At 62.3% G+C, this 24030-nt stretch carries 21 protein-coding genes; 5 read left to right on the forward strand and 16 right to left on the reverse strand.

The genetic code is table 11. The features are described from left to right. Positions 1-9: 9 nt before the first annotated feature. The 9 genes from HHL21_RS07040 to HHL21_RS07080 are packed head-to-tail and all read right to left on the reverse strand — an operon-like array spanning position 10 to position 9590. Positions 10-3066: a DUF6701 domain-containing protein gene (locus HHL21_RS07040; RefSeq protein WP_169464558.1), complete on the reverse strand. Its 3057-nt coding sequence runs from the start codon at positions 3064-3066 to the stop codon at positions 10-12. Further along, positions 3066-3530 (reverse strand): agglutinin biogenesis protein MshP, encoded by a 465-nt coding sequence (locus HHL21_RS07045; RefSeq protein WP_229496158.1) that lies wholly within the window; start codon positions 3528-3530, stop codon positions 3066-3068. The genes HHL21_RS07040 and HHL21_RS07045 overlap by 1 nt, the downstream gene beginning before the upstream one ends. Then, positions 3527-4393 (reverse strand): type II secretion system protein, encoded by an 867-nt coding sequence (locus HHL21_RS07050; protein WP_169464559.1) that lies wholly within the window; start codon positions 4391-4393, stop codon positions 3527-3529. Before HHL21_RS07050 ends, HHL21_RS07045 begins: the two co-directional genes overlap by 4 nt. After that, on the reverse strand, positions 4390-4977 hold the full coding sequence (locus HHL21_RS07055) for a type II secretion system protein (RefSeq protein ID WP_169464560.1): 588 nt from the start codon (positions 4975-4977) through the stop codon (positions 4390-4392). Before HHL21_RS07055 ends, HHL21_RS07050 begins: the two co-directional genes overlap by 4 nt. Next, positions 4967-5515: a prepilin-type N-terminal cleavage/methylation domain-containing protein gene (locus HHL21_RS07060; protein WP_169464561.1), complete on the reverse strand. Its 549-nt coding sequence runs from the start codon at positions 5513-5515 to the stop codon at positions 4967-4969. Before HHL21_RS07060 ends, HHL21_RS07055 begins: the two co-directional genes overlap by 11 nt. Positions 5516-5570: 55 nt before the next feature. Continuing rightward, a complete protein-coding gene (locus HHL21_RS22020; RefSeq protein ID WP_169464562.1) occupies positions 5571-6062 on the reverse strand; it encodes a type II secretion system protein in 492 nt (163 codons plus the stop codon). 58 nt (positions 6063-6120) lie between these two features. After that, positions 6121-6657, reverse strand: a complete 537-nt coding sequence (locus HHL21_RS07070) for a hypothetical protein (protein ID WP_169464563.1) — start codon at positions 6655-6657, stop codon at positions 6121-6123. Next, positions 6654-7886: a type II secretion system F family protein gene (locus HHL21_RS07075; protein WP_169464564.1), complete on the reverse strand. Its 1233-nt coding sequence runs from the start codon at positions 7884-7886 to the stop codon at positions 6654-6656. The genes HHL21_RS07070 and HHL21_RS07075 overlap by 4 nt, the downstream gene beginning before the upstream one ends. After that, positions 7887-9590, reverse strand: a complete 1704-nt coding sequence (locus HHL21_RS07080) for a GspE/PulE family protein (RefSeq protein ID WP_169464565.1) — start codon at positions 9588-9590, stop codon at positions 7887-7889. A 147-nt stretch (positions 9591-9737) separates the two neighbouring features. Between HHL21_RS07080 and HHL21_RS07085 the strand changes: the two genes are divergently transcribed. The 5 genes from HHL21_RS07085 to HHL21_RS07105 all read left to right on the forward strand — a co-directional run bounded on the left by HHL21_RS07085 (position 9738) and on the right by HHL21_RS07105 (position 16651). Continuing rightward, entirely contained in the window at positions 9738-10442 is a 705-nt protein-coding gene (locus HHL21_RS07085) for a histidine phosphatase family protein (RefSeq protein ID WP_229496160.1), read from the forward strand. A 69-nt stretch (positions 10443-10511) separates the two neighbouring features. Then, positions 10512-11588 carry a phosphotransferase gene (locus HHL21_RS07090; protein WP_169464566.1) on the forward strand — a complete coding sequence of 359 codons (1077 nt, stop codon included), beginning with the start codon at positions 10512-10514 and terminating at the stop codon, positions 11586-11588. Positions 11589-11603: 15 nt separating this feature from the next. Next, the gene (locus HHL21_RS07095) at positions 11604-12827 is read left to right on the forward strand and encodes an acyl-CoA dehydrogenase family protein (RefSeq protein ID WP_169464567.1); all 1224 of its coding nucleotides are present in this window, start codon (positions 11604-11606) and stop codon (positions 12825-12827) included. Positions 12828-12833: 6 nt separating this feature from the next. Beyond that, the gene (locus HHL21_RS21895) at positions 12834-12962 is read left to right on the forward strand and encodes a YbaK/EbsC family protein (RefSeq protein ID WP_267874056.1); all 129 of its coding nucleotides are present in this window, start codon (positions 12834-12836) and stop codon (positions 12960-12962) included. A 212-nt stretch (positions 12963-13174) separates the two neighbouring features. Next, on the forward strand, positions 13175-16651 hold the full coding sequence (locus HHL21_RS07105) for an EAL domain-containing protein (protein WP_169464568.1): 3477 nt from the start codon (positions 13175-13177) through the stop codon (positions 16649-16651). A gap of 51 nt (positions 16652-16702) precedes the next feature. Here HHL21_RS07105 and HHL21_RS07110 read toward each other — a convergent pair whose 3' ends face one another. From HHL21_RS07110 to HHL21_RS07140, 7 genes are all read right to left on the reverse strand, one after another. Next, a complete protein-coding gene (locus tag HHL21_RS07110; RefSeq protein ID WP_169464569.1) occupies positions 16703-17173 on the reverse strand; it encodes a MaoC family dehydratase in 471 nt (156 codons plus the stop codon). Beyond that, entirely contained in the window at positions 17170-18315 is a 1146-nt protein-coding gene (locus tag HHL21_RS07115; RefSeq protein WP_169464570.1) for an acyl-CoA dehydrogenase family protein, read from the reverse strand. The genes HHL21_RS07110 and HHL21_RS07115 overlap by 4 nt, the downstream gene beginning before the upstream one ends. 10 nt (positions 18316-18325) lie before the next feature. Then, positions 18326-19516, reverse strand: coding sequence for an acyl-CoA dehydrogenase family protein (locus HHL21_RS07120; protein WP_169464571.1), 1191 nt, complete (start codon positions 19514-19516; stop codon positions 18326-18328). A 127-nt stretch (positions 19517-19643) separates the two neighbouring features. Next, positions 19644-20036: a PEP-CTERM sorting domain-containing protein gene (locus HHL21_RS21900; RefSeq protein ID WP_206085645.1), complete on the reverse strand. Its 393-nt coding sequence runs from the start codon at positions 20034-20036 to the stop codon at positions 19644-19646. A 403-nt stretch (positions 20037-20439) separates the two neighbouring features. Continuing rightward, positions 20440-22683, reverse strand: a complete 2244-nt coding sequence (locus tag HHL21_RS07130) for a carboxy terminal-processing peptidase (protein ID WP_169464572.1) — start codon at positions 22681-22683, stop codon at positions 20440-20442. Positions 22684-22909: 226 nt separating this feature from the next. Continuing rightward, positions 22910-23440 carry a hypothetical protein gene (locus HHL21_RS07135; RefSeq protein WP_169464573.1) on the reverse strand — a complete coding sequence of 177 codons (531 nt, stop codon included), beginning with the start codon at positions 23438-23440 and terminating at the stop codon, positions 22910-22912. Between the two features lie 15 nt (positions 23441-23455). Continuing rightward, on the reverse strand, positions 23456-24007 hold the full coding sequence (locus tag HHL21_RS07140) for a thymidine kinase (protein WP_169464574.1): 552 nt from the start codon (positions 24005-24007) through the stop codon (positions 23456-23458). Positions 24008-24030: the final 23 nt, after the last annotated feature.

Here is a 24030-nt window from a genome sequence, read left to right on the forward strand (position 1 = left end):
CGGGGCTGGCTAGTGGAGTTCGCGCAGGTAGATCAGCGGGCTCTTGTAGGTGCCGAATTTGATCCTTGCCTTCGTGCTTGGCAACCAGAGGAGGTGGTCGACCAGCAAGTCGACGCTGCCGGCCTTCCCGGGCAACGAATTGACCGAGAACCTGGCGGTACCGGCGGACAGCAGCTGCAGCGGAGAAGGTAGCAGACTGAGCACACTTCCGCCAAGGCTGCCATTGAGCTTCGTGAAGGTGGCCCTGGATGGATCGATCAAGTTGTGGTTGTCGGTGCTGCTCGGTTCCCAGTTGCTGCCGCTCCAGTATTGCGCGCTGACTTGCACGGGAAGATTCAGCCGCTCCGAGCCGTGTGCGCTTGGCACCAGCAGGCGGCCATTGACGATCCGGATGCCCGCCTCGGGCGAGTCCACCGGCAGCTTCGAGCTTACTGCTCCTCCGCTCTCCACAGCGCGCAGGTAGATACTGTCGGGCGCGCCCCACGGCCCCTGCGGTGAATCGCGATCAAACGGATTGAGCAGCGTGTAAGAAGGTTCAACCGTGGCCACGCCATCGATAAACTTCCCGGCAGGCGCAGTGGCAGGACTCAGGCTAAGCTTTTGCACCGTACCGCCGGCCTGGTCCCATGCCGACAACACGACTTCACGGGCGAAACCGCCCCGGTAGTTCATTGTCCGAACGCCGCTGGCGCTTCGCGCTGTGACCATGACCTCGAATGCTTCCCTTGAATATGCCCCCGCCTCGATACCGGACGGGCATCCCATTTTGATCCTGCACGCCATCCTCTGGCTTGTACTGGTCATGAAATGGTGGGGAATGAAACGTCCAGCCGTGGCCGGCGTAACGATCAGCTTGTCGAGCCGGACATCCAGGTACGTCGACGCCGCGATGCCGGGCGTCAGCTGGATAATGCCGACGTCGTCCCACTTGAATTGCGCTGTCGCCTTTCCGTTTGCCGGTGTACCGAACTTGCCGATCAGTTCGGGAAGTACACGGACCGCGCCGTCGTGCGCGTCAACGTCGTCGTGCAGCATCGCTGCCTTACCCGGTACCGTACTCGCGCCGACCGACACTGCCGGCACCAGGAACAGCGCAGGGTCGCTCTCCCGGCCAAAATTCGGTGTCAGCGTTTTAGACTTTGCATAGGCGCCGACCGTCACCGTGAATGGAACGCCAGCACGGATGACAAACGCGTGGTCATCGGCAAGCGCGCCTGGCACAGCTGTTGTTCCGTCGTTCCCCTTGATGTCGGAAATCCTTACCTCATCCGGAACAGACACGAATGCCATGCTGCCGCTCGCTTTCCGGCTTGCTACCGGACGCAGGAATAATCGAATTTGGCCTACGTCGGCATAACTGAAGCTGGCCGCCGCCGACACACCGTTGAACGTCACCGTCACGGGGGCGGACCAATTGGCGGGCTCGACGCCGTCGCTCGCGCAGACCGGCAAGGTCTTGAGGGCGTAACTCGCCGACACCCCGGCGGGTGACGATGGATTCAGGCAGCTCAGGCCAAACTCCATCGATTCTGTTGCCGGTGAAGGGGCAACAGGCACGCCATTCGAAACCGGAGTGATATAAATAGTGCGAACTTCACCTGCGACGATCGGTGCAAGTGTCGTCGAACATTGTTTTTCGGAATCCAGTGGCACTCCCGCGTTGCATGCCGAATCGGTGAACACATATTTAAGGGAGCCATCCGATACAACCCCCTTGACGATAACTGTATTATTTTCAGGAACCGGATCGTACATCTTGCCGGTTACCGCAGCACTCACGGAAATCGTCCCGCTGGCGCTCACCTTTGCCGTGAGGATCAGGCTCCCCAACGCCGAGCCGGATGAAAGCGATGCCGGGTTGCTACACGTGACGACCTGCCCTGCGCTGCTGCATGTCCAGCCCGTCCCTGTGCCCGACACAAACGCCAATCCCGAAGGCAAGGTCGTGGTAACAACGGTCGGCCCGCTTTCGGTGCTGGGCCCTTTATTCGACACGGTCACCGTATAGCCGACGCTCTGGCCGGGCGTCATCTCGTTATTCTGCAGCATCGAAATGTTGAGGTCCGACATCGGAACGTTCGGCAATGCGACGACTTCCGCGCTGAGCAGGACGAGGTCCTGCCCCGACTCGTAGCGGGTCGATGCCGTGGTCTGGCCGCCCTGGATGACGGGGTAGCCTACCGTGTAGGCATCGAAATCGATGCCGTACGACTTCTTGTCCCCGTCAATGTTACTTTGCGAGTTGAACTGGTTCCCGCTTGGATTAAGGGAGTCCGTCATCGCGTATCCATTGAAGCTGAGATTCTCGCCGGAACCGTCCAGCGTCACATCGCCTTCCCAAGTAATGTGCGCCACCCGGCCAGTTGCGCTGCCGACGGGGTTCGGCACGCGGAAACCGCTGAGGCTCAGCGAGATGCCGTTGTAGCGCATGTACTGGAACCCTTCGTACAGGTTCAACATGCGGAACGGCTCGCTGTCATCCGAGTAAACCACCAGCAGCGCGAATCCGCCCAGAACACCTTCAACCGAGCAGTACGGGGCATTGGTATCGACGGTCAGGCCCCTGAACGAGTATTTATCGTAATCCTCTGCCTTCTTACCGTTGCCGTTGCCATTGCCTTTGCCGTTCTTATCGTTCTCTTTCTTATCGCCCCACTTCTTCTTGACCTGTTCGGTTACATCCACAGCACCGGAATAATAGTTATAGTTATTACCGATCGTGGTCGAGTAGTAGCGTCTTTCGGCCTCGGCGCTGACGGAAACGCCATCGAAAACAACGGTGAAATCAGGGTTGTAGTTGGAGCCTGCCCAGTACAGCTGGGCGCTGAGGATGGTCGCTGTCGAGGGTATGCCCGCCAGGCTGGTCGTGCGGTCGATGCTCGGGTCGAACACTTCGCACGGCTTGTTGTTACCCTTGTTGCGAATGGTTTGCTGGATACCGGCAAAGTTCACGTTGCCGGCGAAACTCTTGAGCAGGCGGATAGCAGTATCAGCGCGCGCCACCTGACAAGCCAACGCAAGCGCCAGCATCAGGACAAGCCGCGTGACAAGATTGAATTGGGCCATCAGAACGTCGCCTCCATCGCACGCTGCACGTAGTCCGAGGTATTAACCGGGTTCGGGCACAGGCCGCCTGCGTTGGGCGCATTGCACGCGGTGGCGGTGACCTTCCAGCGGTCCAGTGCGCCCTCGACGCCGCTGTCGGTCGCCGGGCCAGCTGCTCTCACGCATCGGACAGTCACTGTGAACCCGCGCAACGACGTCGCGCCGTCCATGGAAAACGACGATTCAGCGTCGCACGTTCCTTGCCGCGCCTGCTTGAAAATACCCCACTCAAGCCCTGCGCGCGCCGCCTGGTAGGCGCGCGCCCCCTGGATGTCCAGGGCCGAGCTTGTCTGCTGCGTGGTGAATACCGTGACCATCGCAACGGCCAGCGTGGCGATGACGACGAGCAGGAAGATCGCCGTGACAAGGCCGACGCCGCGGCTGCGCACCAGCGCTGGCATGGCTGATCGGATGTTGTGCGTCATGGCGTGTTGTCCACGTGAACCTGGTGTACCAGTTTGATGGAGCCACCGTCGCCAGGCGATTCAAGCACCAGCGTCAATATCACCAGTGCGCCGCGGCTGTTCGCGTCGGTTGAGTAATCGAACTTGCAGCCGGTGACCCGCTGGGCCAGCAGGTTGGTAGGAACGAATGCCCCAGTAGGCTTACCCTTGACGATGCCGTAGTTCCATTGACGGCTCATGGTGCCGCTGCCGCCAGCGCCGGGCGTGCAGAAGTAGCTTACCGGTTGCCCGACGACATGGAAGCGCGATCCTGGCGATGGCATCGGCGGATTCTGCTGCGCAAATGGATTGGCCTGCAGCTCGATCTGGTAAAGGCCCTTGGCAGCGTCGACGGTCGTGAACTTTTCGACTGTGGCCCTGTTACCGCCGACGTAAGCATCCGCAGGGTCGATGCCGAGGTTGTAGACGACCACGTAGTCGCCCTTCATGATGGCGTGGTTTGCGTCCGGCGCATGCCCGATCATGGTGAATGTGCGTTTGCCGGGATCGACGAAATCGAGCACCGGCTGGCCTGCCAGGTCGTCATCCGGGGTCAGGTAGCGCCCGCCCGCCTTGGTCATGAAAAACGATATCGCATTGCCGCCATCGCTGATAACGATGCTGTTCGGCAGCGCGAGGCGCAACTCACGCGCCATGCGCCGCAGCGACAGGTCGGCGATGTCGGTCAGTTCGGCACGGGCGACGCTGTCGTGGTAGCCCTGCACAGGCATGCGGATGAACACGGCTACCACCGCGCCCAGCACGCCGATGATGACGATGACCATCACCGCCTCGATCAGCGTGAAGCCCGCCTGGCGCGCCTGGTGGATTGCGCGCACGGTCATGGGAAGGTTGGCGCGTAGCGCGTCCGGTAGGCGTCGAGCGCCAGCGTCTGGCCGTCATAGCTGACCTCGACTTTGATGTGAAGCACGTCGCTGTCTGCCCCGGTGCCGCCGATACCGTTCAGCGCCGCCGGACTGATTGTGACCTGGGCCGAATAGCCATCCACTTCCATCGGAGTACCGTTCGTATCGGCAAGTTTGTCTGCGGTGTTATTGAACGCCGCCTTGGCGACGCCCGGCTCGTCCACGTAATCATTGATGTTGTCGTAAGGCCGGCTACCGACGGGTTCGCCCCCACGTCCCTGCCCGAATGATTCCTGGATAGTGCAGTCGGCCGCACTGGTAGTCGTTGGCTCGACGGCCTTCGGATCGGTCGGGTCGCAATAGGTGAAGCCGGCCAGCCTGACTTCCTCAAGCAGGCCTTCGGCGATCATCAGCGCCTGCTTCTGGCGCACCGGGTCGGCGCTGCCCTTGGTGGTGAAGTTCAGTACCTGCAGCAGGCCCGCCAGCGCCGCGCCGATGATCACGATGAACATGATCAGTTCGATCAACGTAACACCGCGTTGGCGCAAGGGTTTAATAAACATAGCCGGTCTCCGGCACAACCATCACGCTGCGCTCGTCGCCGTCACCTTCAATTTTTACCAGGACGCGCTGGAAATTTCCCAGCGTGCCGTCTGCGTTGACGGCGTTAGGCTTGCCGAGCGCGTCGAACGCGAACGAGGCTGCCGGTCCGGACACGGTCTGGGTAACGCCTGCCGGGACTCCCTCGCACAGCCATGACGCGGAATTATCGCAATGCTGCAGCGTGCTTGCCGATCCGCTGTTGGCGCCGGACGGGGCGATGACGCGCGATGCGGCGTTGCAATCCGCTTCAAAACACAACTCGACACTGTCGGTGTCGACCCGCGCGTACACGGGCCGGTTTTGCGCGACAGCCAGCTTCTGGCCATAGCGCAGGATCGAGCGTGCCTGGTTGGCGAACGCGTCCGCGTCAAAGCTGGCGCGGTCGAAATAGCGTGCGGAAGCGATCGCGCCGAGCACGCCGATGATGATCAGTACCGCAATCAGCTCGATCATCGTGACGCCCAGTTGGAAACGCCAGACGTGACTGTGGCCGGTCACGATCTTCGGTACTCGAGAATCGTCGCCAGCCACAGGAACTTTTGCCCGAAACTATTTATTCGCAGTCGGCTGCGGTCGCAGTCAGCGTGAAGGCCGGCGCAACGCCCTTCACGGTGGACGGAGTGTAGCGCAGCACGCATCGAGTCGTCGCAGCCTGGCTGCGCAGGGACATCGGATAGATCGACAGCGTTCCGGCAGCGGCGACAACGTGGTAGTCAGCCGCGAGGCCGGCCAGGGCCGCGGTCGGCGCGGTTGCGCGCAGGTAGCCATCCGCGAGCGTCGTGTATTGCGCAGTCACACCTTCGACAGTCAGGGTGGTAAGCGGGGTGCCGGTACCATTGACCAGGTACTTTCCCTTTGCCATTGCAACGGTCGAGCTCAGCGCGCCCTTGGCCGCTTGCAGGCTCGCCAGACGGGCGTCGCCGCCGAGGCTGGAAAATTTCGGCAGTGCCGTTGCGGCAAGAATGCCGAGGATAACAATAACGACGATCAGTTCGATCAGCGTGAAACCGGCTTGGGCATTGCGCTTCATGTTCGATTTATTCATTAAGAACTCTCCGGTGCGGTAATTGGGCTGGTTTGGTCCGACCCATTTCTTGTTTAGTTTACGATTCTTTTTCCGATACTTGATCCAGGACGACGCCATTATTCCCAGCTGACAGCCCAAGAGTCTTACCATGTTGCGAGGTCAAGGCGATGAATTTTACCTTGAATCTGAGCAATGTTTGTTCTGGGGATTGGAAAGTTTTTCGGACCGATGCTGTATAGACCAGCTCTTTCTTGCCACGGTCGAAGTACCAGCAGTCGTCGGGTAAGCTATTTCCCTCTGGGGAATAGTATTCCCCTAGGTAATTAGCCGGTAACTCAACGAGCAAGGACATTGGATTCTCGTCTATAATCCGCGGCAACTCGTGTTCCCTTTTCGCAACAGAAAGTTGTGCGGTTCGCACGCTCAGCGCGGTGCGCAGCGTTCCAACGAGCCGCTGCACGGCAAGCTGTTGCGCCTCCCGTTGGTACGAATGCAATCGAACCAGCAGTAAAGACGTTAGTACCACGACAATAATCGTGGCCGCAGCCAGTTCGAACAATGTGAACCCGCGGCAGCGCGACTGCGGCATGACTGGCCGCGGGTTCGCGCTCATCGTTTCATGGCGGCGCTGCCAAGATCCCAGATCGGCAGGAAGATGCCGAGGGCGAGCACCAGCACCATCACGCCCAGGAAGGTAATCAGGATCGGCTCGATCTGGGCTGACAGCGTCTTGAGTTCGTAGTCCACTTCGCGCTCGTACATCGCCGCGATTTCATCCATCAGGTCGTCGAGCGAGCCCGACTCTTCGCCCACCGCGATCATCTGCAGCACGATCGGCGTGAACACGCCTGCCGTGACCGAAGTGCGCAGGATCGACTCGCCGCGCTCGACGCCGTCGCGCATCTGCTCGATCCGGGCGCACAGGTAGGCGTTATCGACGGTCTGCGACACCACCGTCAGCGCATGCACGATCGGCACCCCGCTCTTCGACGACAATGCGAAGCTGCGCGCAAAGCGCGCCATCGTCCCCTTCATGATGATCTTGCCGGCAATCGGGATCCCCAGCTTGCGCCGGTCCCACGAATAGCGGCCGGCCGGCGTCGCGATCCACGCACGCACCCCTGCGATCACGCCCGCCAGGAGCACCAGCATCACCATCCAGTAGTCGAGCATGAACTGCGAGGCGCCCATCAGGATGCGCGTCACCAGAGGCAGTTCGGCGTGCATGCCGGCGAACACCTTGGCGAACTGCGGGATCACGAACACGTTCACCACCACCATCGCAATCACCATCGCGATCACCACGAAGGTCGGGTAACGGGTGGCGGTCTTGACGCGGTTGCGCATGTCGCGGTCGAATTCGAGGTGATCGAACAGGCGCAGGAACACGTCGTCCAGGCGGCCGGTCATTTCCCCTACCTTCACCATCGACAGATAGAAGTTATTGAATACGTCGGGGTGCCGGCGCATTGCGGCCGATAGTTCGCGACCGGAGTCAAGCGACTCGCGCAGGTCCTTGATCACGCGGGCGAACGACTTGCTGACCGCCGATTCCTGCAGCCCGGCCAGGCCGCGCATGATCGGCACGCCCGACTTGAGCAGCGTGTAAAGCTGGCGGCTGAAAAGCTGCACGTCCATCGACGTGACCTTCTTTTCGGTCAGCTTGTCCCACAAGGTCTGGTTCGAGGCGCTGGCCGCCGTCTTTTTAGTCAGCGTGATCTCGATAGGCGTCACGTCGGTGCCGAACAGCTGGTCGGCCACCGCGCCGCTGTCGGCGCCTTCCAGCACGCCTTGCATCAATTCGCCGCGCGCGTTGCGGCCTTTGTAGGCGAAGAACGGCACTTAGTCCTCCAGCTGGTTACTAATGCGCATTGCTTCGGACACCGTCGTGCGGCCCTGGACCGCCAGTTGCACGGCGTGGCGGCGCAGCGTGGCGCCTCCCATTTCCTGTTGCGCGGCCTTGAGGAAGTGCGCCGGGTCCGGATGGTTGGACGCATCGACAACCGCCTGCGTCATCTCCAGCAGCTCATAGACGCCGGTCCGGCCGCGGTAACCCATGCCATTGCAGTGCGAGCAGCCTTTCCCGTGGAAGAACCGGGCCTTGTCGACGTGTTCCAGCAATTCGTAGCGCAGCCACTCATGTTCGGCCGGCGTAGGCTGGTGCGGCACGGTGCAGCTTTCGCAGATCACGCGCACCAGGCGCTGGGCCAGCACCGCCTGCAGCGAGCTGCCGACCATGTAGCGCGGCACACCCATGTCCATCAGGCGCAGCGGCGTGCTGGCGGCATCGTTGGTATGCAGCGTCGACAGCACCAGGTGGCCGGTCATCGCCGCGCGCAGGCCGATCTGGGCGGTCTCCTGGTCGCGCATCTCGCCGACCAGCACGATGTCCGGATCCTGGCGCAGCGCGGAGCGCAGCACGCGCGCGAACGACAGCTCGATCTTCTCGTTAACCTGCACCTGGTTGATGCCCGGCAGGCGGTATTCGACCGGGTCTTCGACGGTAATCAGCTTCTTTTCCAGCGAATTGAGTTCGGCCAGCGCGCTGTACAAGGTGGTGGTCTTGCCGCTACCAGTCGGGCCGGTGACCAGCACCAGGCCGTTCGGACGCTGCACGATGGCGCGGAAGCGCTTGACCAGCTTGGGCGGCATGCCGATCGCGTCGAGGCGCAAGGTGGTCCCGCCCTGGTTCAGCAAACGCATGACCACCGATTCGCCGTACTGGGTCGGCATCGTCGAGATACGCACGTCGATCCGCTGCTGCTTGACCTTGATGGCAAAGCGGCCGTCCTGCGGCAGGCGCTTTTCGGAAATGTCGAGGTCCGACATCAGCTTCAGGCGCAGCGCCAGCGGCGTGGCGATCTTGATATCGGCCTCAGTCTGCAGGTGCAGCACGCCGTCGATGCGGAAACGGATCTGCAGGCGCGACTCCTGCGGCTCGATATGGATGTCGGACGCGCGCACCTGGGTGGCGTCGTCGAACACCGATTGCAGCAGCTTGACGATCGGCGCTTCTTCCAGGCCCGGATTGGCGGCCAGCGCGCCGAAGTCGACGAAGCTGTCGCCGAGGTCCTGTTCCAGCTCGCGCGCCGCCTCGGTGATTTCCTCGGTGCGGCGGTAGATGCGGTCGATCGCGGCCAGCACTTCGGTCTCGTTGACGACCGCCAGCTCGATGTTCTGCTTGACCAGCCGCGCGATCTCGTCGTACGCGAACAGGTCGGTCGGGTCGGAGATGCCGACCAGCAGGCTTCCGCGCCGGTCTTCCAGCACCAGCGCGCGGAAGCGGCGGGCCTGCGTTTCAGGCAGCATCCGAACCAGATCCGGGTTGATATTGTAGAACTTGAGATGGATGAACGGGATGGCCAGCTGGTGCGCCAGCGCGCCAGAGATCTGCTCTTCGGTGACGAAGCCGTTTTCGACGAACACGCGGCCCAGCTTTCGGCCGGTGCGCTTCTGCTCGGCCAGCGCCATGCCCAACTGCTCTTCGGATAACAGCTTTTCCTGGACCAGGATTTCTCCCAGCCTGACTTTTTCTGGCCTTGCCATCGACTACCCCGTGAGTTGAACGAACCGCGCGGGCCATTTTAGTCTAGAAATGCCAGTCTTTTGACGTAGGGAATGATTTCTCTGCCGCCATTTGTGAAAACCCGACAGAGTGGGATACAGTGAGACTTTTCCGTCACCACCAATCCTATGCCCACCCGCGCATCGCAACGCCGCCGAATCTTCCTGATGCGCCACGGCAGCGTCACCTACTTCGACCAGTCCGGGAAACCAATCCTGCCCGAAACGGTACCGCTCAATGAGTTGGGCCGTGACCAGGCCAGTGCCGCCGGCCGCGTGTTTGCCGCCGACCAGATCCGTTTCGACCGGGTCATCGTGTCGGGCCTCCCGCGCACAGTGGAAACCGCCAGGCGCGTGCTGATGGAAACAGGCCAGGACATCGAGCTTGAAACGTGGCCGGCGCTGGAGGAAATCCGCGGCGGACGCCTGTCGGCCATTCCTGAACACGAACTGAAAAGCGCCTTCACCGGCGTGTTCGAAGGGCTGGCCGGCGAAGACCAGCGCTTCCTTGGCGGCGAGTCGGTCGGCGAACTGATGGACCGGATCCATCCTGCAATTGAGCGCCTGCGCGCCGACAAAGCGTGGGACACTGTGCTGCTGGTCCTGCATGGCGGGGTCAACTGCGCGATCCTGTCGCTGGCACTGACTGGCCAGCGCATGTTCCTGGGCGGCCTCGCGCAGATGCCTGGCTGCATCAACGCGCTCGACGTCGGCGAGATTGAGAACGACTGGGTGGTGCGCTTCGCGAACTACGCCCCGCCCGGCCCGCTGCAGGCACAGGCGCGCAGCACGACTATGGAACAGCTGTTTGAGCAGTACAAAAAATGGCGCTGAATTTTCTACCGATAAAAAGTACGGTCGTTCTATTCATGAGCTGGAATAAATAGACAACAAGGAGACGCGATGTTCGAAGAAATGATGGGGACCAAACCGGTCTCGGATCGCCAGAAGTTCGATGTCGAGGCCCTCGACGCCTACATGCGCGAGCACGTCGAAGGCTACCAGGGCGGTCCGCTGGCGGTGGAACAGTTCAAGGGCGGGCAATCGAATCCAACCTTCAAAATCAGCAACGGCAGCCAGCAGTACGTGCTGCGCACCAAGCCCGGCCCGGCCGCCAAGCTGCTGCCGTCGGCGCACGCGATCGACCGCGAGTACCGCGTGATGGACGCGCTTCACAAAGCAGGCTTCCCCGCAGCGCGCCAATACGCGCTGTGCCTCGACGAGTCGGTGATCGGCCGCGCGTTCTTCATCATGGAATTCGTCGAAGGCCGCGTGCTGTGGGAACAATCGCTGCCCGGCATGACGCCGTCCGAACGCACCGCGATCTACGGCGAGATGAACCGCGTGCTCGCCCAGCTGCACAGCATCGACTACGCCGCCATCGGCCTGGCCGATTTCGGCAAGCCAGGCAACTACTTCGGCCGCCAAATCGAACGCTGGACGCGCCAGTACCAGGCCTCAAGCACCGAAACCATCGAAGCGATGGACAAGGTGATCGAATGGCTGCCGCAGAATATCCCGCCCGGCGACGACACCTCGATCGTGCACGGCGACTACCGCCTCGACAACCTGATCTTCCACCCGACCGAGCCACGCATCCTCGCCGTGCTGGACTGGGAACTGTCGACCGTTGGCCACCCCGCTGCCGATTTCTCGTATCACTGCATGAGCTGGCACATCGCGCCGGGACAGTTCCGCGGCATCGGCGGGATGGATCTGAAGGCGCTCGGCATCCCGAGCCAGGACGAATATATCGCCTGCTACTGCGCGCGCACCGGCAAGACCATCCACGCCGAAGACTTCAACTTCTACCTCGCCTACAACATGTTCCGCCTCGCGGGCATCATGCAAGGCATTATGAAGCGCTACGTGGACGGCACCGCATCGAGCGCGCAGGCGCTGGAGAACGGCAAGGCAGCGCGGCCGATGGCCGAAATGGGCTGGCACTACGCGCAGCTGGCCATCGCCGAACAAAACTAACCCTCAAGGGCGATCATGGATTTCGACTATTCCGAGCGCTGCAAGGAACTGCAAGCACGCCTGCTCGCCTTCATGGACGAGCACATCTACCCGAACGAGAAGGCCTTCAAGGCGGAAGTTGACCGCAGTGGAAGCGACAAGGGCGACCGCTGGATTCCCACTGCGCTGATTGAGCGCCTCAAGCCGCTGGCGCGCGAACAGGGCCTGTGGAACCTGTTCCTGCCGAAGTCGCCGCGCGCGCCGGAAGGCTTGTCCAACCTGGATTACGCGCCGCTGTGCGAGATCATGGGCCGCGTGAGCTGGGCGCCGGAAGTGTTCAACTGCGCCGCGCCGGACACCGGCAACATGGAAACCATTGAGCGTTACGGCAGCGAAGGGCACAAGCGCGAGTGGCTCGAGCCCCTGCTCCGAGGCGAGATCCGTTCAGCCTTCGCGATGACCGAGCCTGACGTCGCATCGTCCGACGCGACCAACATCCAGACCCGCATCGAGCGGGACGGCGGCGATTACGTCATCAATGGCCACAAGTGGTGGATCTCCGGCGCCGGCGACCCGCGCTGCAAGATCTTCATCGTGATGGGCAAGACCGACCCGGACGCCGCGCGCCACGTGCAGCAATCGATGCTGATGGTGGCGGCCGATACGCCGGGCATCACCATCGTGCGCCCGCTGCCGGTGTTCGGCTACGACGATGCGCCGCACGGTCACTGCGAGATCCGGTTCGAGAACGTGCGTGTGCCGGCGTCCGCGATGCTGCTGGGCGAAGGACGCGGCTTTGAAATCGCCCAGGGACGCCTCGGCCCTGGCCGCATCCACCACTGCATGCGAGCCATCGGCGTGGCGGAACGCGCGCTGGAGCTGATGTGCAAGCGGCTCGACAGCCGGGTCGCGTTCGGCAAGAAGATCTCGGAACAAGGCGTATGGCGCGAACGGATCGCCGAGTCGCGCATCCGCATCGACATGGCGCGCTTGCTGACCCTGAAGGCGGCGTCGATGATGGACACGGTCGGCAACAAGAAGGCGCAGGCCGAAATCGCGATGATCAAGGTGGTGGCGCCGAACGTCGCGCAGCAGGTGCTCGACTGGGCGATCCAGGCGCACGGCGCGGCTGGCGTATCGGACGACTTCCCGCTGGCTTACCAGTGGGCCGGCAACCGCACCTTGCGCCTGGCGGACGGTCCGGACGAGGTGCACCGCAACGCGGTGGCCAAGCTGGAACTGGCAAAGTACGCGGGATAACAAACAATGAGCCTGCAAGCCGTGCGTGAATTCTTCCACGCCCATAATCTGGAAATACCAATCATTAAACTGGAAGTCAGCACAGCCACAGTCGCACTCGCCGCCGAAGCCCACCGTGTCGTGGACGTCTGCTAACGAAAATAGTGACGGCAATGTTGGCTAGCGAACTGGGGCCATGGACAAGCCTTGAACAAAGAAAATTTCATTCAAGCATGTTTTATTGTTATTGTTTCATCATTAATTAAACAAATTACCACTTGCCGCCCGTGAGGCGACACCGAATAGCGGGTCCATACTGAAAATGTTCCTGGGTAGTCTTTGTGCATCATCTCGTCATGGACACTACGATGCTCGATTTCCTACATCTTGTCGTTGTTGCACCCGACAGCAGCCTGCTCTACGCAGGCATGTACGACCCGGTTCTCGTCACGCTATCGGTCGTCGTCGCGATGTTCGCATCCTACGCCGCGCTGCTCGTTTCCCGCCGCGTTGCGGCAACCAGGAAACACCGGCGCATGTGGCTGCTCGCCGGCGGCGTTTGCCTGGGCCTGGGCATTTGGGCGATGCATTTTGTCGGCATGCTGGCCTTCGCACTGCCCTGCACCAGGAGTTATGACTACCGCCTCACCTTCCTCTCCACCATTCCAGCCATGCTGGCCTGCACGCTGGCGTTGAACGTGATCAGCCAACGCGTGATCAGTCCGTTGCGGCTGGGCGTGGGCGCCATCCTGCTGGGTGCAGGGATCGGCGCCATGCACTATTCGGGTATGGCCGCGATGAACCTGGATGGCATCATCCGCTACGATCTCAAGCTGTTCCTGCTGTCGATGGTGGTTGCGGTGCTGCTGGCAGGGCTAGCCCTTTGGATCAAGTTCCGGCTGCCGGCCTGGCCTGCGCTGTGCGCCGGCGTGATGGGATTGGCAGTGGCCGGCATGCACTACACGGCCATGGCGGCCGCCTATTTCGTGCGCGACGGCGACAGCAAACTGGTCGACTCGCAGATCAGTCCGACCTTGCTTTCCGCCGTGGTCCTAACCGCTACCAGCGTCATCATTACCGGTACCATCGTCGCGACCTATGTCGGCAAGCATAAATTGTTTTCCTTTGACCGCTCGTACCGGCTGATCGGCCTTCTCATTGCCCTGTGGGCCGTAATTTCAGCGTTCGGCGTCGACTATTTCCAGCGCCGGCTCGCCGACGAGATCGTGCAACAGGAAACACAACGAGCCCGCCAGCAGGCTGAGGACATCGCCGCGAATATCGAGGACAGCCTGCAACTGTTCAAGGGCATTCCAAAAGTGACGGTCCACGACGGCACCACGCGCCAAATCCTGCGCCGCTTTGGCCCGGACGCCGTCCCATTGTCGCTCGCGCCAACGGAGCGCAAGCAGTTGTGGACGCAGGACCGCGAGCTCGACCAGCTCAATAGTTCGCTTGCGTTCACCGCTTCCAGTTTCAAGGCGGATGCGATCTGGATTGTCAACGCGGCAGGGGACTGCATCGCCGCCAGTAACGCCGGCGGGCCCGAGAGTTTCGTCGGGACCAACTTTGCCGATCGCGTTTATTTTCTGCAGGCGCGGGCCGGCGGCGGCGGCCACCAATATGCGGTGAACCGCGCAAGCAAGGCCGCCGGCGTGTTCTTTTCGTATCCCTTGATCGAACAGGGCCGCTTCCTCGGCGCCGCCGTGGTCAAACGCAGTTTCCTGGCCTTGTCGCCCTGGACCCGCCAATCCAGCGCCTTCCTGGTGGACGCCAACGGTGTCATCGTGTTTTCGCCGGACAAGCGGTATGAATTCCGCACGCTGCCAAGCGCCACGATCGCAGCCATGCCGATCGACAAGCGTATTCTGCAATACTTGCGCAGCAGCTTCGAACCGCTGTCGATCACGCCCTGGGGCGAACGGGGCCTGCCCGGGGTGGTTCGGCTGGGGACCGATAAGATGCCCGTCGTTCTGGGCATGAAGGCCATCGCCGGCGCCGCCATTAGCGTGTACGTTCCGCGTCCGCTCCGCGACCTGAGGCGCCTGCACACGCAACGCCTCTGGCTGTTCGTGCTGATCGCTGTGACGGGCGGCACATTGATCGTCGCTGCATCGGCCATCGTCCTCTACCTGCGCGAAACCAAGCGGGTCGAAGCCGATTTGCGGGTGGCCGCGGCTGCCTTCGAATCGCAGGAGGGCATGGTGATCACCGATGCCGCACACCTGGTCTTACGCACGAACCGCGCCTACACGGACATTACCGGCTTTGCCGCCAAGGATGTGGCCGACCGCGAGTTGGTGCTGCTCGACCCGGACCGCCACAACGCGGCATTTGGCGCAGCGATCTGGCAGGTGATCGAGGACGAGGGATGCTGGCAAGGCGAAATCTGGACCCGTCGCAAGAATGGCGAACCCTACCCGGAATCGCTGGTGGTTACCGCCGTCAAGAACGCGAACGGCGACGTCACCCACTATGTGTGTGCGCTGACCGACATCACCGCGCGCAAGGCGGCGGAAGAGGAAATTCGGAACCTCGCCTTGTATGACTTCCTGACCGGCCTGCCAAACCGGCGTTGCCTGATGGAACGCCTGCACCATGCACTCGCCGCATCGATGCGCACAGGCCTGCACGGCGCCTTGCTGTTCATCGACCTGGACAACTTCAAGGATCTCAACGACACGCTCGGCCACAATATGGGCGACCTGCTGCTGCAGCAGGCGGCGCCGCGTTTTCGCACCTGCGTGCGCGAGAGCGACACGGTGGCCCGCCTTGGTGGCGACGAATTTATCGTCATGCTCGAAGGACTGGACAACGACGCGCTCGCGGCGGCCGAGCATGCCCGGCTGGTGGGCGAGAAAATCCTGGAACAGATGAAGCTGGCCTATGTGCTCGATCAGTACCAGCACATGTGCACCGCGAGCATCGGCATCACTTTGTTCCTTGGGCATGGCGAAGACGTCGAAGCCCTGCTCAAGCAGACCGACCTGGCAATGTATCAGTCCAAGGCGGCCGGCCGCAATACCCTGCGCTTTTTCGACCCGGCCATGCAGGCCGTGGTGTCGGCCCGGGCCAGCCTCGACAACGATTTGCGCATTGGCTTGAAGCAGCGCCAGTTTCAGCTCTACTACCAGCCCCAGGTCGACGACGCCGGCAACCTGGTGGCGGCCGAAGCGCTGCTGCGCTGGCACCACCCGCAGCGCGGAATGGTGCTGCCGACCGAATTCATTCCGGCTGCGGAAGAATCGGACCTGATCCTGGCGCTGGGCGACTGGGTGCTTGAAACTGCCTGCGCCCAGCTCGTTACGTGGGCGGCGCGCCCGGCGACGGCGACATTGTGCATCGCCATCAACGTCAGCCCGCGCCAATTCCGCCAACCGGACTTTGTCGGCCGCGTACTATCCGTGCTGGCCGCGAGCGGCGCTGATCCGTGCAAGCTCAAAGTGGAGCTGACCGAGAACCTGCTGCTCGACGACGTCGGCCAGACTATCGCCAAGATGGAAGCGCTCAAGACCCAAGGCGTGGGCATCTCGCTGGACGACTTTGGCACTGGTTATTCTTCGCTGACCTATCTCAAGCGCCTGCCCATTTGCGAGTTGAAGATCGACCGCTCCTTCGTACGCGACATCCTGACCAGCCCGGACGATGCCTCGATCATCAAGACCATCCTGACGCTGGCGCACAATCTGGGGATCGACGCCGTGGCCGAAGGCGTCGAATCGGATGCGCAACGCGCCTTCCTGGCCAACCTGGGCTGCAAGGCCTTCCAGGGTTACCTGTTTGGGCGTCCAGTGCCACCGGCCGAGTTCGACCTGTTCGTCGAGCGCGCTCCTGCCGACGCCTAGTGCTGGTTGCCGTTGCCAAGCAACGCCTTCAGTTCCGCCAGCCCGACGATCTCATGCATCGGCGCCCTCGTTCGGCCGGCGGCCGTACATGCCCATGCCTTCGATGGTGCAGACCAGCTCCCCTTTCTCGTTGCGCGCTTCCCAGGTCGACCACACGACCCCGCGGTCAGGCTTCGAGCCCGAGGCCTTTACCTGCGTCGTGATGTAGCGGACGCTGAGCGTGTCGTTCGGCCGCACCGGCAGGATCCAGCGTACCTTCTCAAGTCCCGGAGAACCCATACTCGACGAGTTCCCCAGCACGCTGTCGACGACGATGCGCATCATCATGCTGCAGGTGTGCCAGCCGCTGGCGATCACGCCGCCGAAAATGGATTTTCCGGCTGCGTCATGATCGACGTGGAAGGGCTGCGGGTCGAAGTCGGCCGCGAACTCGATGATCTCCTGCTCGGTCACGGTACGCGTGCCGAGCTCGATCTCCTGGCCCGGGAAGAAGTCCTCGAAGTACCAGCGGCGGCCGCTCATGCGAATTCCCCTTGCGCGAATCCTGGCTGGGCGATGAAGCGCGCCAGGTGGTGGTCGGAATCGCCAAGCGACAGTTCGATCATCGTCAGGCGCTTGAAGTGGTGCGCGGCCGGCAGTTCGTCCGTGACGCCCATCCCGCCGTGCAGCTGCACCGCCTGCTGGCCGACGAACTTCGCGGCTTGACCGACACGGAACTTGGCCGCGGAAACCGCGCGGCGGCGTTCCTGCACGTCGCCGGAACCCAGTTTGACGGCGGCCAGCAGCGCCATCGAGCGCGCCTGCTCGAGGTGAATGTACATGTCGGCCATCCGGTGCTGCAGCGCCTGGAACTTGCCGATCGGCGCGCCAAACTGGTTGCGCGTCTTCAGGTATTCCAGCGTCGCGGCGAAGATGGCTTCCATCGCGCCAAGCGCTTCCGCGCACAGCAGGCCGGCGCCGTAATCGGCGCCGGCATCGAGGATGTCCCAGCCCGCATCTGGTTTGCCCACCAGCGCGGATGCCGGCACCTGCACGTTGTCGAACACGATATCGGCGGCACGCTGGCCGTCGAGCGTGCGGTAATCGGTCACGCGCACGCCGGCAGTATCCTTCGGCACGACGAACAAGGTCACTCCCGCTGTGTCGCGCTGCGCGCCCGAGGTGCGCGCGGAGACGATCAGGCTGGCGGCCTGGCCGCCGTGGATCACCACGCTCTTGCGGCCATTGATTGAGTAGCCGCCGCCCGCCGCGGTTGCGGTCGTTGCGATGTCGGAGAGGTCATGGCGCGACTGCTTTTCGCCCAGCGCGCACGCCAGCTTCAGTCCGCCACCGGCCACCTGTTCGAGCAGGTCCGAATGGCCGCCGCCCAGCTTGAGGAACTCCGCACCCAGCACAGTTGCGAAGTAAGGCTCGACCACGAGGCCGCGCCCGATCTCCTGCATCACGACGAACATGTCGACCGCGGTTCCGTTGAAGCCGCCCTGCTCTTCCGGCACCGGCAGTGCCGTCATGCCCAGTTCGGCAAGCGTCGCCCACGCCGCATCGGACACGCCGCTGTCGGAGTGGATGATCTTCCTGCGCGCATCGAAGTTGTAGTCCTTGGCGATCCAGCGCTTGAGGGCATCGGCAAACTGCTGCTGTTCTTCCTTGAAATTGAAATCCATGCTCAGTCCCTCACAGGCCCAGGATCATCTGGGTGATGATGTTTCGTTGAATCTCGTTCGAGCCGCCGTAGATGGAGGTCTTGCGGAAATTAAAGTAGTGCGAGGCCAGCGGCGCGGCGTCATCCTCGCCGGAGACCGCATGTCCGGCGGCGCCTTCAAGGTAGTCCGGATCGAACGGCAGAGCCAGCGGGCCGACCGCTTCGACCATCAGCTCGGACAGGGTCTGCTGGATGTCGGTACCGCGCACCTTGAGCACGGAGGCTTCCGGACCCGGCGCCGTGTTCGCTTGTGCGAGTACGCGCAGCACGGTCATCTCGAGCGCCATCAGCTCGATCTCCAGCGTGGCGACCTTGGCGGCGAACAGCGGATCTTCCATTAAAGGCCTGCCGTTCTTCGACTGCGCGGCGGCCAGTTTCTTGAGCGATGCCAGTTCGCGCTTTGAGCGGCCCACCGCTGCGATCCCTGTACGTTCGTGGCCGAGCAGGTATTTGGCGTAGGTCCAGCCCTTGTTCTCCTGGCCGATCAGGTTCTGCACCGGCACCTTGACGTTATCGAAGAACACCTCGTTCACTTCGTGGTCTTCGTCGAGCATGATAATCGGGCGTACCGTCACGCCAGGCGCATGCATGTCGATCAGCAGGAACGAGATGCCCTCCTGCTTGCGCACGCCGCTGTCGGTGCGCACCAGGCAGAAGATCATGTCGGCATGCTGCGCCAGCGTGGTCCAGGTCTTCTGGCCGTTGACGATGTAGTGCTCGCCGTCGCGCACGGCGGTGGTCTTGAGCGAAGCGAGGTCCGACCCCGCGCCCGGCTCCGAATAGCCCTGGCACCACCAGTCCTCGCAGGACAAGATGCGTGGCAGGTAATGGGCTTTCTGGGCGTCGTTGCCAAAGGCCATGATGACCGGAGCGACCATGTTGACGCCGAACGGCAGGACCGGCGGGGTGCCGGCGCGCGCGCATTCTTCTTCCCAGATATGGCGCTGCACCGGCGTCCATCCGGCGCCGCCAAATTCGACCGGCCACGCAGGCGCTACCCAGCCTTGCCTGGCCAGGATCTTGTGCCAGCGCACGTAGTCGTCCTTCGACATGCGCAGGTGCTTGCGCACTTTCTGCTGCAGGTCGGCAGGCAGGTTGGCGGCGAGGAAGGCGCGCACGTGATCGCGAAACGCCAGGTCCTCGCTCGTATAGTTCAGGTCCATACATTCTCCTTGTTATTCGCCGCCAAAAAAGCACGATCGTTCACAAGAATTGTACATGAAAAAAACGCCGCCAAGGCATGCACCCGGCGGCGTTTTTTATTCAGCTTTTCAGCTGATGGGAAGTCGATCAGCGCGACCGGCGACGCGATACCAGGCCAGCACCTGCGAGGCCGGCGAGCAGCAGTGCGATCGAACCTGGTTCAGGGATTTCTGCCGCTCCGCCACCGCCGCCGTTATCGCCACCGCCAGGAACGTCGATATCGACGCCGCTGCCGGTACCAGGAACTTCAAGGTCGGTGCCACCGCCGCCGCCAATGCCGCCGCCGCCGCCACCGCCACCGCCGCCGCCACCGCCGCCGCCACCGCCAGCACCGCCGCCGCCACTTGCGCCGCCGTCAACCACAGGCGCAGCGCCGCCGCCGCCGACACCGATGCCCGACATGCCGCCAGATGCATTAGGTGCGAACAACACCGCGGAGTTGCCGGATGCGTCGCCGTGTGCCGCGAGACTCGTGTGCATGCTCCATGCTTGCGAGAACGCTGCCCAGTTGCCGCTTGCGACAATGGAGTCCATGCTGTTGAGGGCGCCGACAACACTGACGGAACCCGATTGCAGGGTCCAGCCACCGAGCATGCTAGCAGTAGACGATGTCGGATTTGCGTGCGCCGAAGCAGCACCAGCGAACATAGCTGCGATAACGAGTGAACGAATGACCATATGACCCCCATTTATATTCTCAACAACAAAGATATAAGTTTTGCAACGATGTGCAATCCTAACATTACTGAAAATAAATGCAACGTTTACTGCATTTCAATCGTGCGCTGGAGAATTCAGCAAGAACAATGGCGGGCAAATGATAAAAAAATGGCCACATATCGGTATGCGGCCATTCTTGGAGAAGACGTACTACAGCTGTTTATCAGGGCGAACTTGCCTTGGTGGCGGGCATGTACGGCATTGCCCGCAATGCCATCCGGGTGTCCGTTTTGAGCAGGCCAACCGCGTCGGCCAGCACATTCGCGGCTTCGTGCAGCATCACGTCCTTGGCGTCCTTGGCGGCTTTTTCCGCTGCCAGCTCGGCTGCGAGATTGCGTTCGTCCGCCTGCAGGCCATCATCCTGGCGCGAGGAACCCTTGACCGCAGCGACCGCCTTCACCGGCTTGGTCGGCGCCGGCACCGTGCTGCGCACTTCCTTGCCTGCCGGCGAAGGCGCCGGCTCGGCCGCGGCCACCGCGGCGGCCAGGCGGGCTTCGCGCAGCTTGCTGCGTACATCCTGGGCATCGCGTTCCTTGCGGCGCACCGCTTCGTTCAGCGAGATCGCGTTGTCCTTGCGCACCTTGCGTACGAGGGCCAGGTCTTCCTGCAGGAACTTGAAGTCCTTGTCCCTGGCGATACGCGCATCGTGGCGCTTTTGCAGCGGCGCAACCAGTTCCTTCAGGTCGCCCAGCGGTACGAATAGCGCCGGCTTGATGGCGACCCATGGCAAGGCGTTGTCGAAGCTCGATTCGCCGAAGTTGTCGAGATCGGCCGTGACCGGCATCTTGATGTCCGGCGTCACGCCGCGCAGCTGGGTGGTGCCACCATTGATGCGGAAGAACTGGGCGATCGTCATCTTCAGCTCGCCGTAGCGCGCCTTCTCGCCCTGGGCGAATCGGTCGAGGTTCACCAGCGTCTGGACAGTGCCCTTGCCGAAGCTTGGCTCGCCGATGACGAGGCCGCGGCCGTAGTCCTGGATTGCCGCGGCGAAGATTTCCGACGCCGACGCCGAACCACGGTTGATCAGCACGCCTACCGGACCGGACCATGCCAGGCCGGCGTTGGTATCGCTCTCGACGTCGACCCGCCCTTCGGCGCTGCGCTGCATGACGACCGGGCCCTTGTCGATGAACAGGCCGGTCAGCTCGACCGCCTCCATCAGCGAGCCGCCGCCGTTGTTGCGCAGGTCGATCAGGACGTTGTCGACTTTATCCTTCTTCAGTTCACCCAGGATGCGGGCCACGTCGCGCGTTGCGCTCTTGAAATCCTTGTCGCCGCGGCGCTTGGCTTCGAAATCCTGGTAGAAGGTCGGCAGCGAAATGATGCCAACCCGGCGATTCACGCCGCCTTCCTTGACTTCGATGATCTGCTTCTTGGCGGCCTGCTCTTCCATGCTGATCTTCTTGCGCACCATCGCCACGGTGACGTGCTTGCCGTCAGGGCCGGCTTCGGCCGGCAGGACGTCCAGCCGTACCGTCGAGCCCTTGGCGCCGCGCACCAGCTGGACGACATCGTCGATGCGCCAGCCGAGCACGTCGGTAAAGGCCGGGGTGTCGCCCTGGGCCACGCCCAGGATGCGGTCGCCTACCTTCAGCTTGCCCGACAGCGCAGCCGGGCTGCCTGGAACGATTTCGCGGATGATGGTGTATTCGTCGCGGGTCTGCAACACGGCGCCGATGCCTTCCAGCGACAGGCGCATGGCGATGTCGAAGTTTTCGGCCGAGCGCGGGCCCAGGTAATTGGTGTGCGGCTCGATCGAGGTGGCGTAGGCGTTCATGAACATCTGGAACACGTCCTCGTTGTTCAGTTTGCGCACGCGGCTCTGGTAATTCTCGTAACGCTTGTCGAGGGTTTCGCGGATGGCCTTATCTTCCTTGCCGGCAAGTTTCAGGCGCAGCCAGTCGTTCTTGACGCGCTTGCGCCACAGGTCCTGGGCTTCGTCGTCGGTCTTCGGCCAGGCAGCCTTTTCGCGGTCGAGCTGCATGCTCTCGTCCACGCTGAAGTCCATTTTGGTTTTCAGCAATTCACGCGCGTGGGCGATGCGCTCGGAAAAGCGCTGCTGGTAGGCGCCGTAGATCGCGAACGGGATCGACAGGTTCTCATTGTTGATCGCGTCGTCCAGCTTGGTGCGGGCGGGCGCGAACTGCTCGATGTCGGCTTGCGTGAAGAACAGCTTTTCGCCGTCCAGCGACTCGAAGTACTTGTCGAAGATCTTCTCCGACATCGCATCGTCCAGCGGCATCGCCTTGTAGTGATAGCGGCCCAGCAGGCGCGAAGCCCACAGCGCGGCCTGGGTCTGGGCGGGAATCGGTTTGAGCTGGGTCGCGGCAACGCGCTCAGGCTGGGGGGTTGCCGCTTGGGTCGACATGGCAAAAGCCATCGCGACCATCAACATGTGCTTCTTCATTCGTTGTGTCTCCGAGCGTGAATCCGATGTAACTGCGGGCGGTCCGGCGCAATGCAAGAGCGCAGAGCCTGTCAAATAAGGCGGTAAGCAATTCTAACAGCACGGCGCCGTAGGCAGAGCCAGCTGAAACGATATTTTCCAATCCCAGCTTACTGCCAGTTGGGTCCGCACAATCCGCCTTTTACAAATCGAAACAGTCGGGGATTTATGGCAAGTGCCGGAGTGCTCACACCAAGGTCGAAAGATATGTCAGGCCGCCAATGATGATCAGGTAAGGCCAGGAGCGCGCGGCCAGGCGCCAGTCGCCGCCGGATGGCCAGAATGACAGGAACTGCGGGGCAAGCGCGAAGGCGATGGCCAGGTCGAGCGGCTGAAAACTCCAGCCCGGCCGGATCCGCCATGACGCGACCGCCAGCGGCAGCAGGATCACCAGCAGCGGCGCCAATGCCGCCGGCGCCGCGTTGTACCAGCGAACGCGGGTCAGCATCACCGAACCGAGTTCCCAGTGCTGCCCTACCCTGCGCGGGATCACCGTGAACGATGCGGGGCGGGCGCCGGTGGCCAGCCCGACGACGAAGTGCGCCAGTTCGTGGCTGATCGTGCCGAGCACGGTGAACAGGAAGAAGTACGGATGGCTGCGCGCCAGCGCGCGGATCACGATGGCCAGGGCGGCCGACGGCAGCAGGTAAAGAAGGATCTCGCCGTTACGGCAAATGAGGTCGGGTGCGAACGCGCGGCAGCTGTCGATAAGCGTCATCTGCCGCGCAGCCGGTCAGGTCGAGTAGAAGCAGCGGCCGCAGGCCTGGCGATAGCGCTCATTGCCGCCGATGGACACCTGCTCGCCCTCGCGGATGCGCTTGCCGTCGTCGTCGACGCGGATATTCATGGTCGCCTTTTTACCGCAGGTGCAGATGTTCTTGATTTCCTCGATGTCGTCGGCGAGCGCCAGCAGATAGGCCGAACCGGGGAACGGCTCGCCGCGGAAGTCGCTGCGCAGGCCGTAGCAGATCACCGGCACGCCTTTTACCTGGGCCAGCTGGTGCAGCTGCTGCACCTGGCTGGTGCTGAGGAACTGGGCTTCGTCGACCAGCACGCAGGATACCTGCGGCGAATCGGCCAGGAAGTCGGTCTCGGGACCGAAGGTATCCACATGGCGCTGCGGCCCGAGGCGAGATGTCACCTGCCCGACGCCGTAGCGGCTGTCGATGATGGCCGTGTACAGCTTGACTTTCTGACCCTGTTCTTCATAGTTGTGGGCCACTTGCAGCAGCGCCGTCGATTTACCGGCGTTCATCGCCGAATACCTGAAATAGAGTTTTGCCACTGCCAGACCTAGCTAAATTGAAG

This window comes from Massilia polaris (assembly GCF_012927275.1).
GTDB lineage: Bacteria > Pseudomonadota > Gammaproteobacteria > Burkholderiales > Burkholderiaceae_D > Telluria_A > Telluria_A polaris.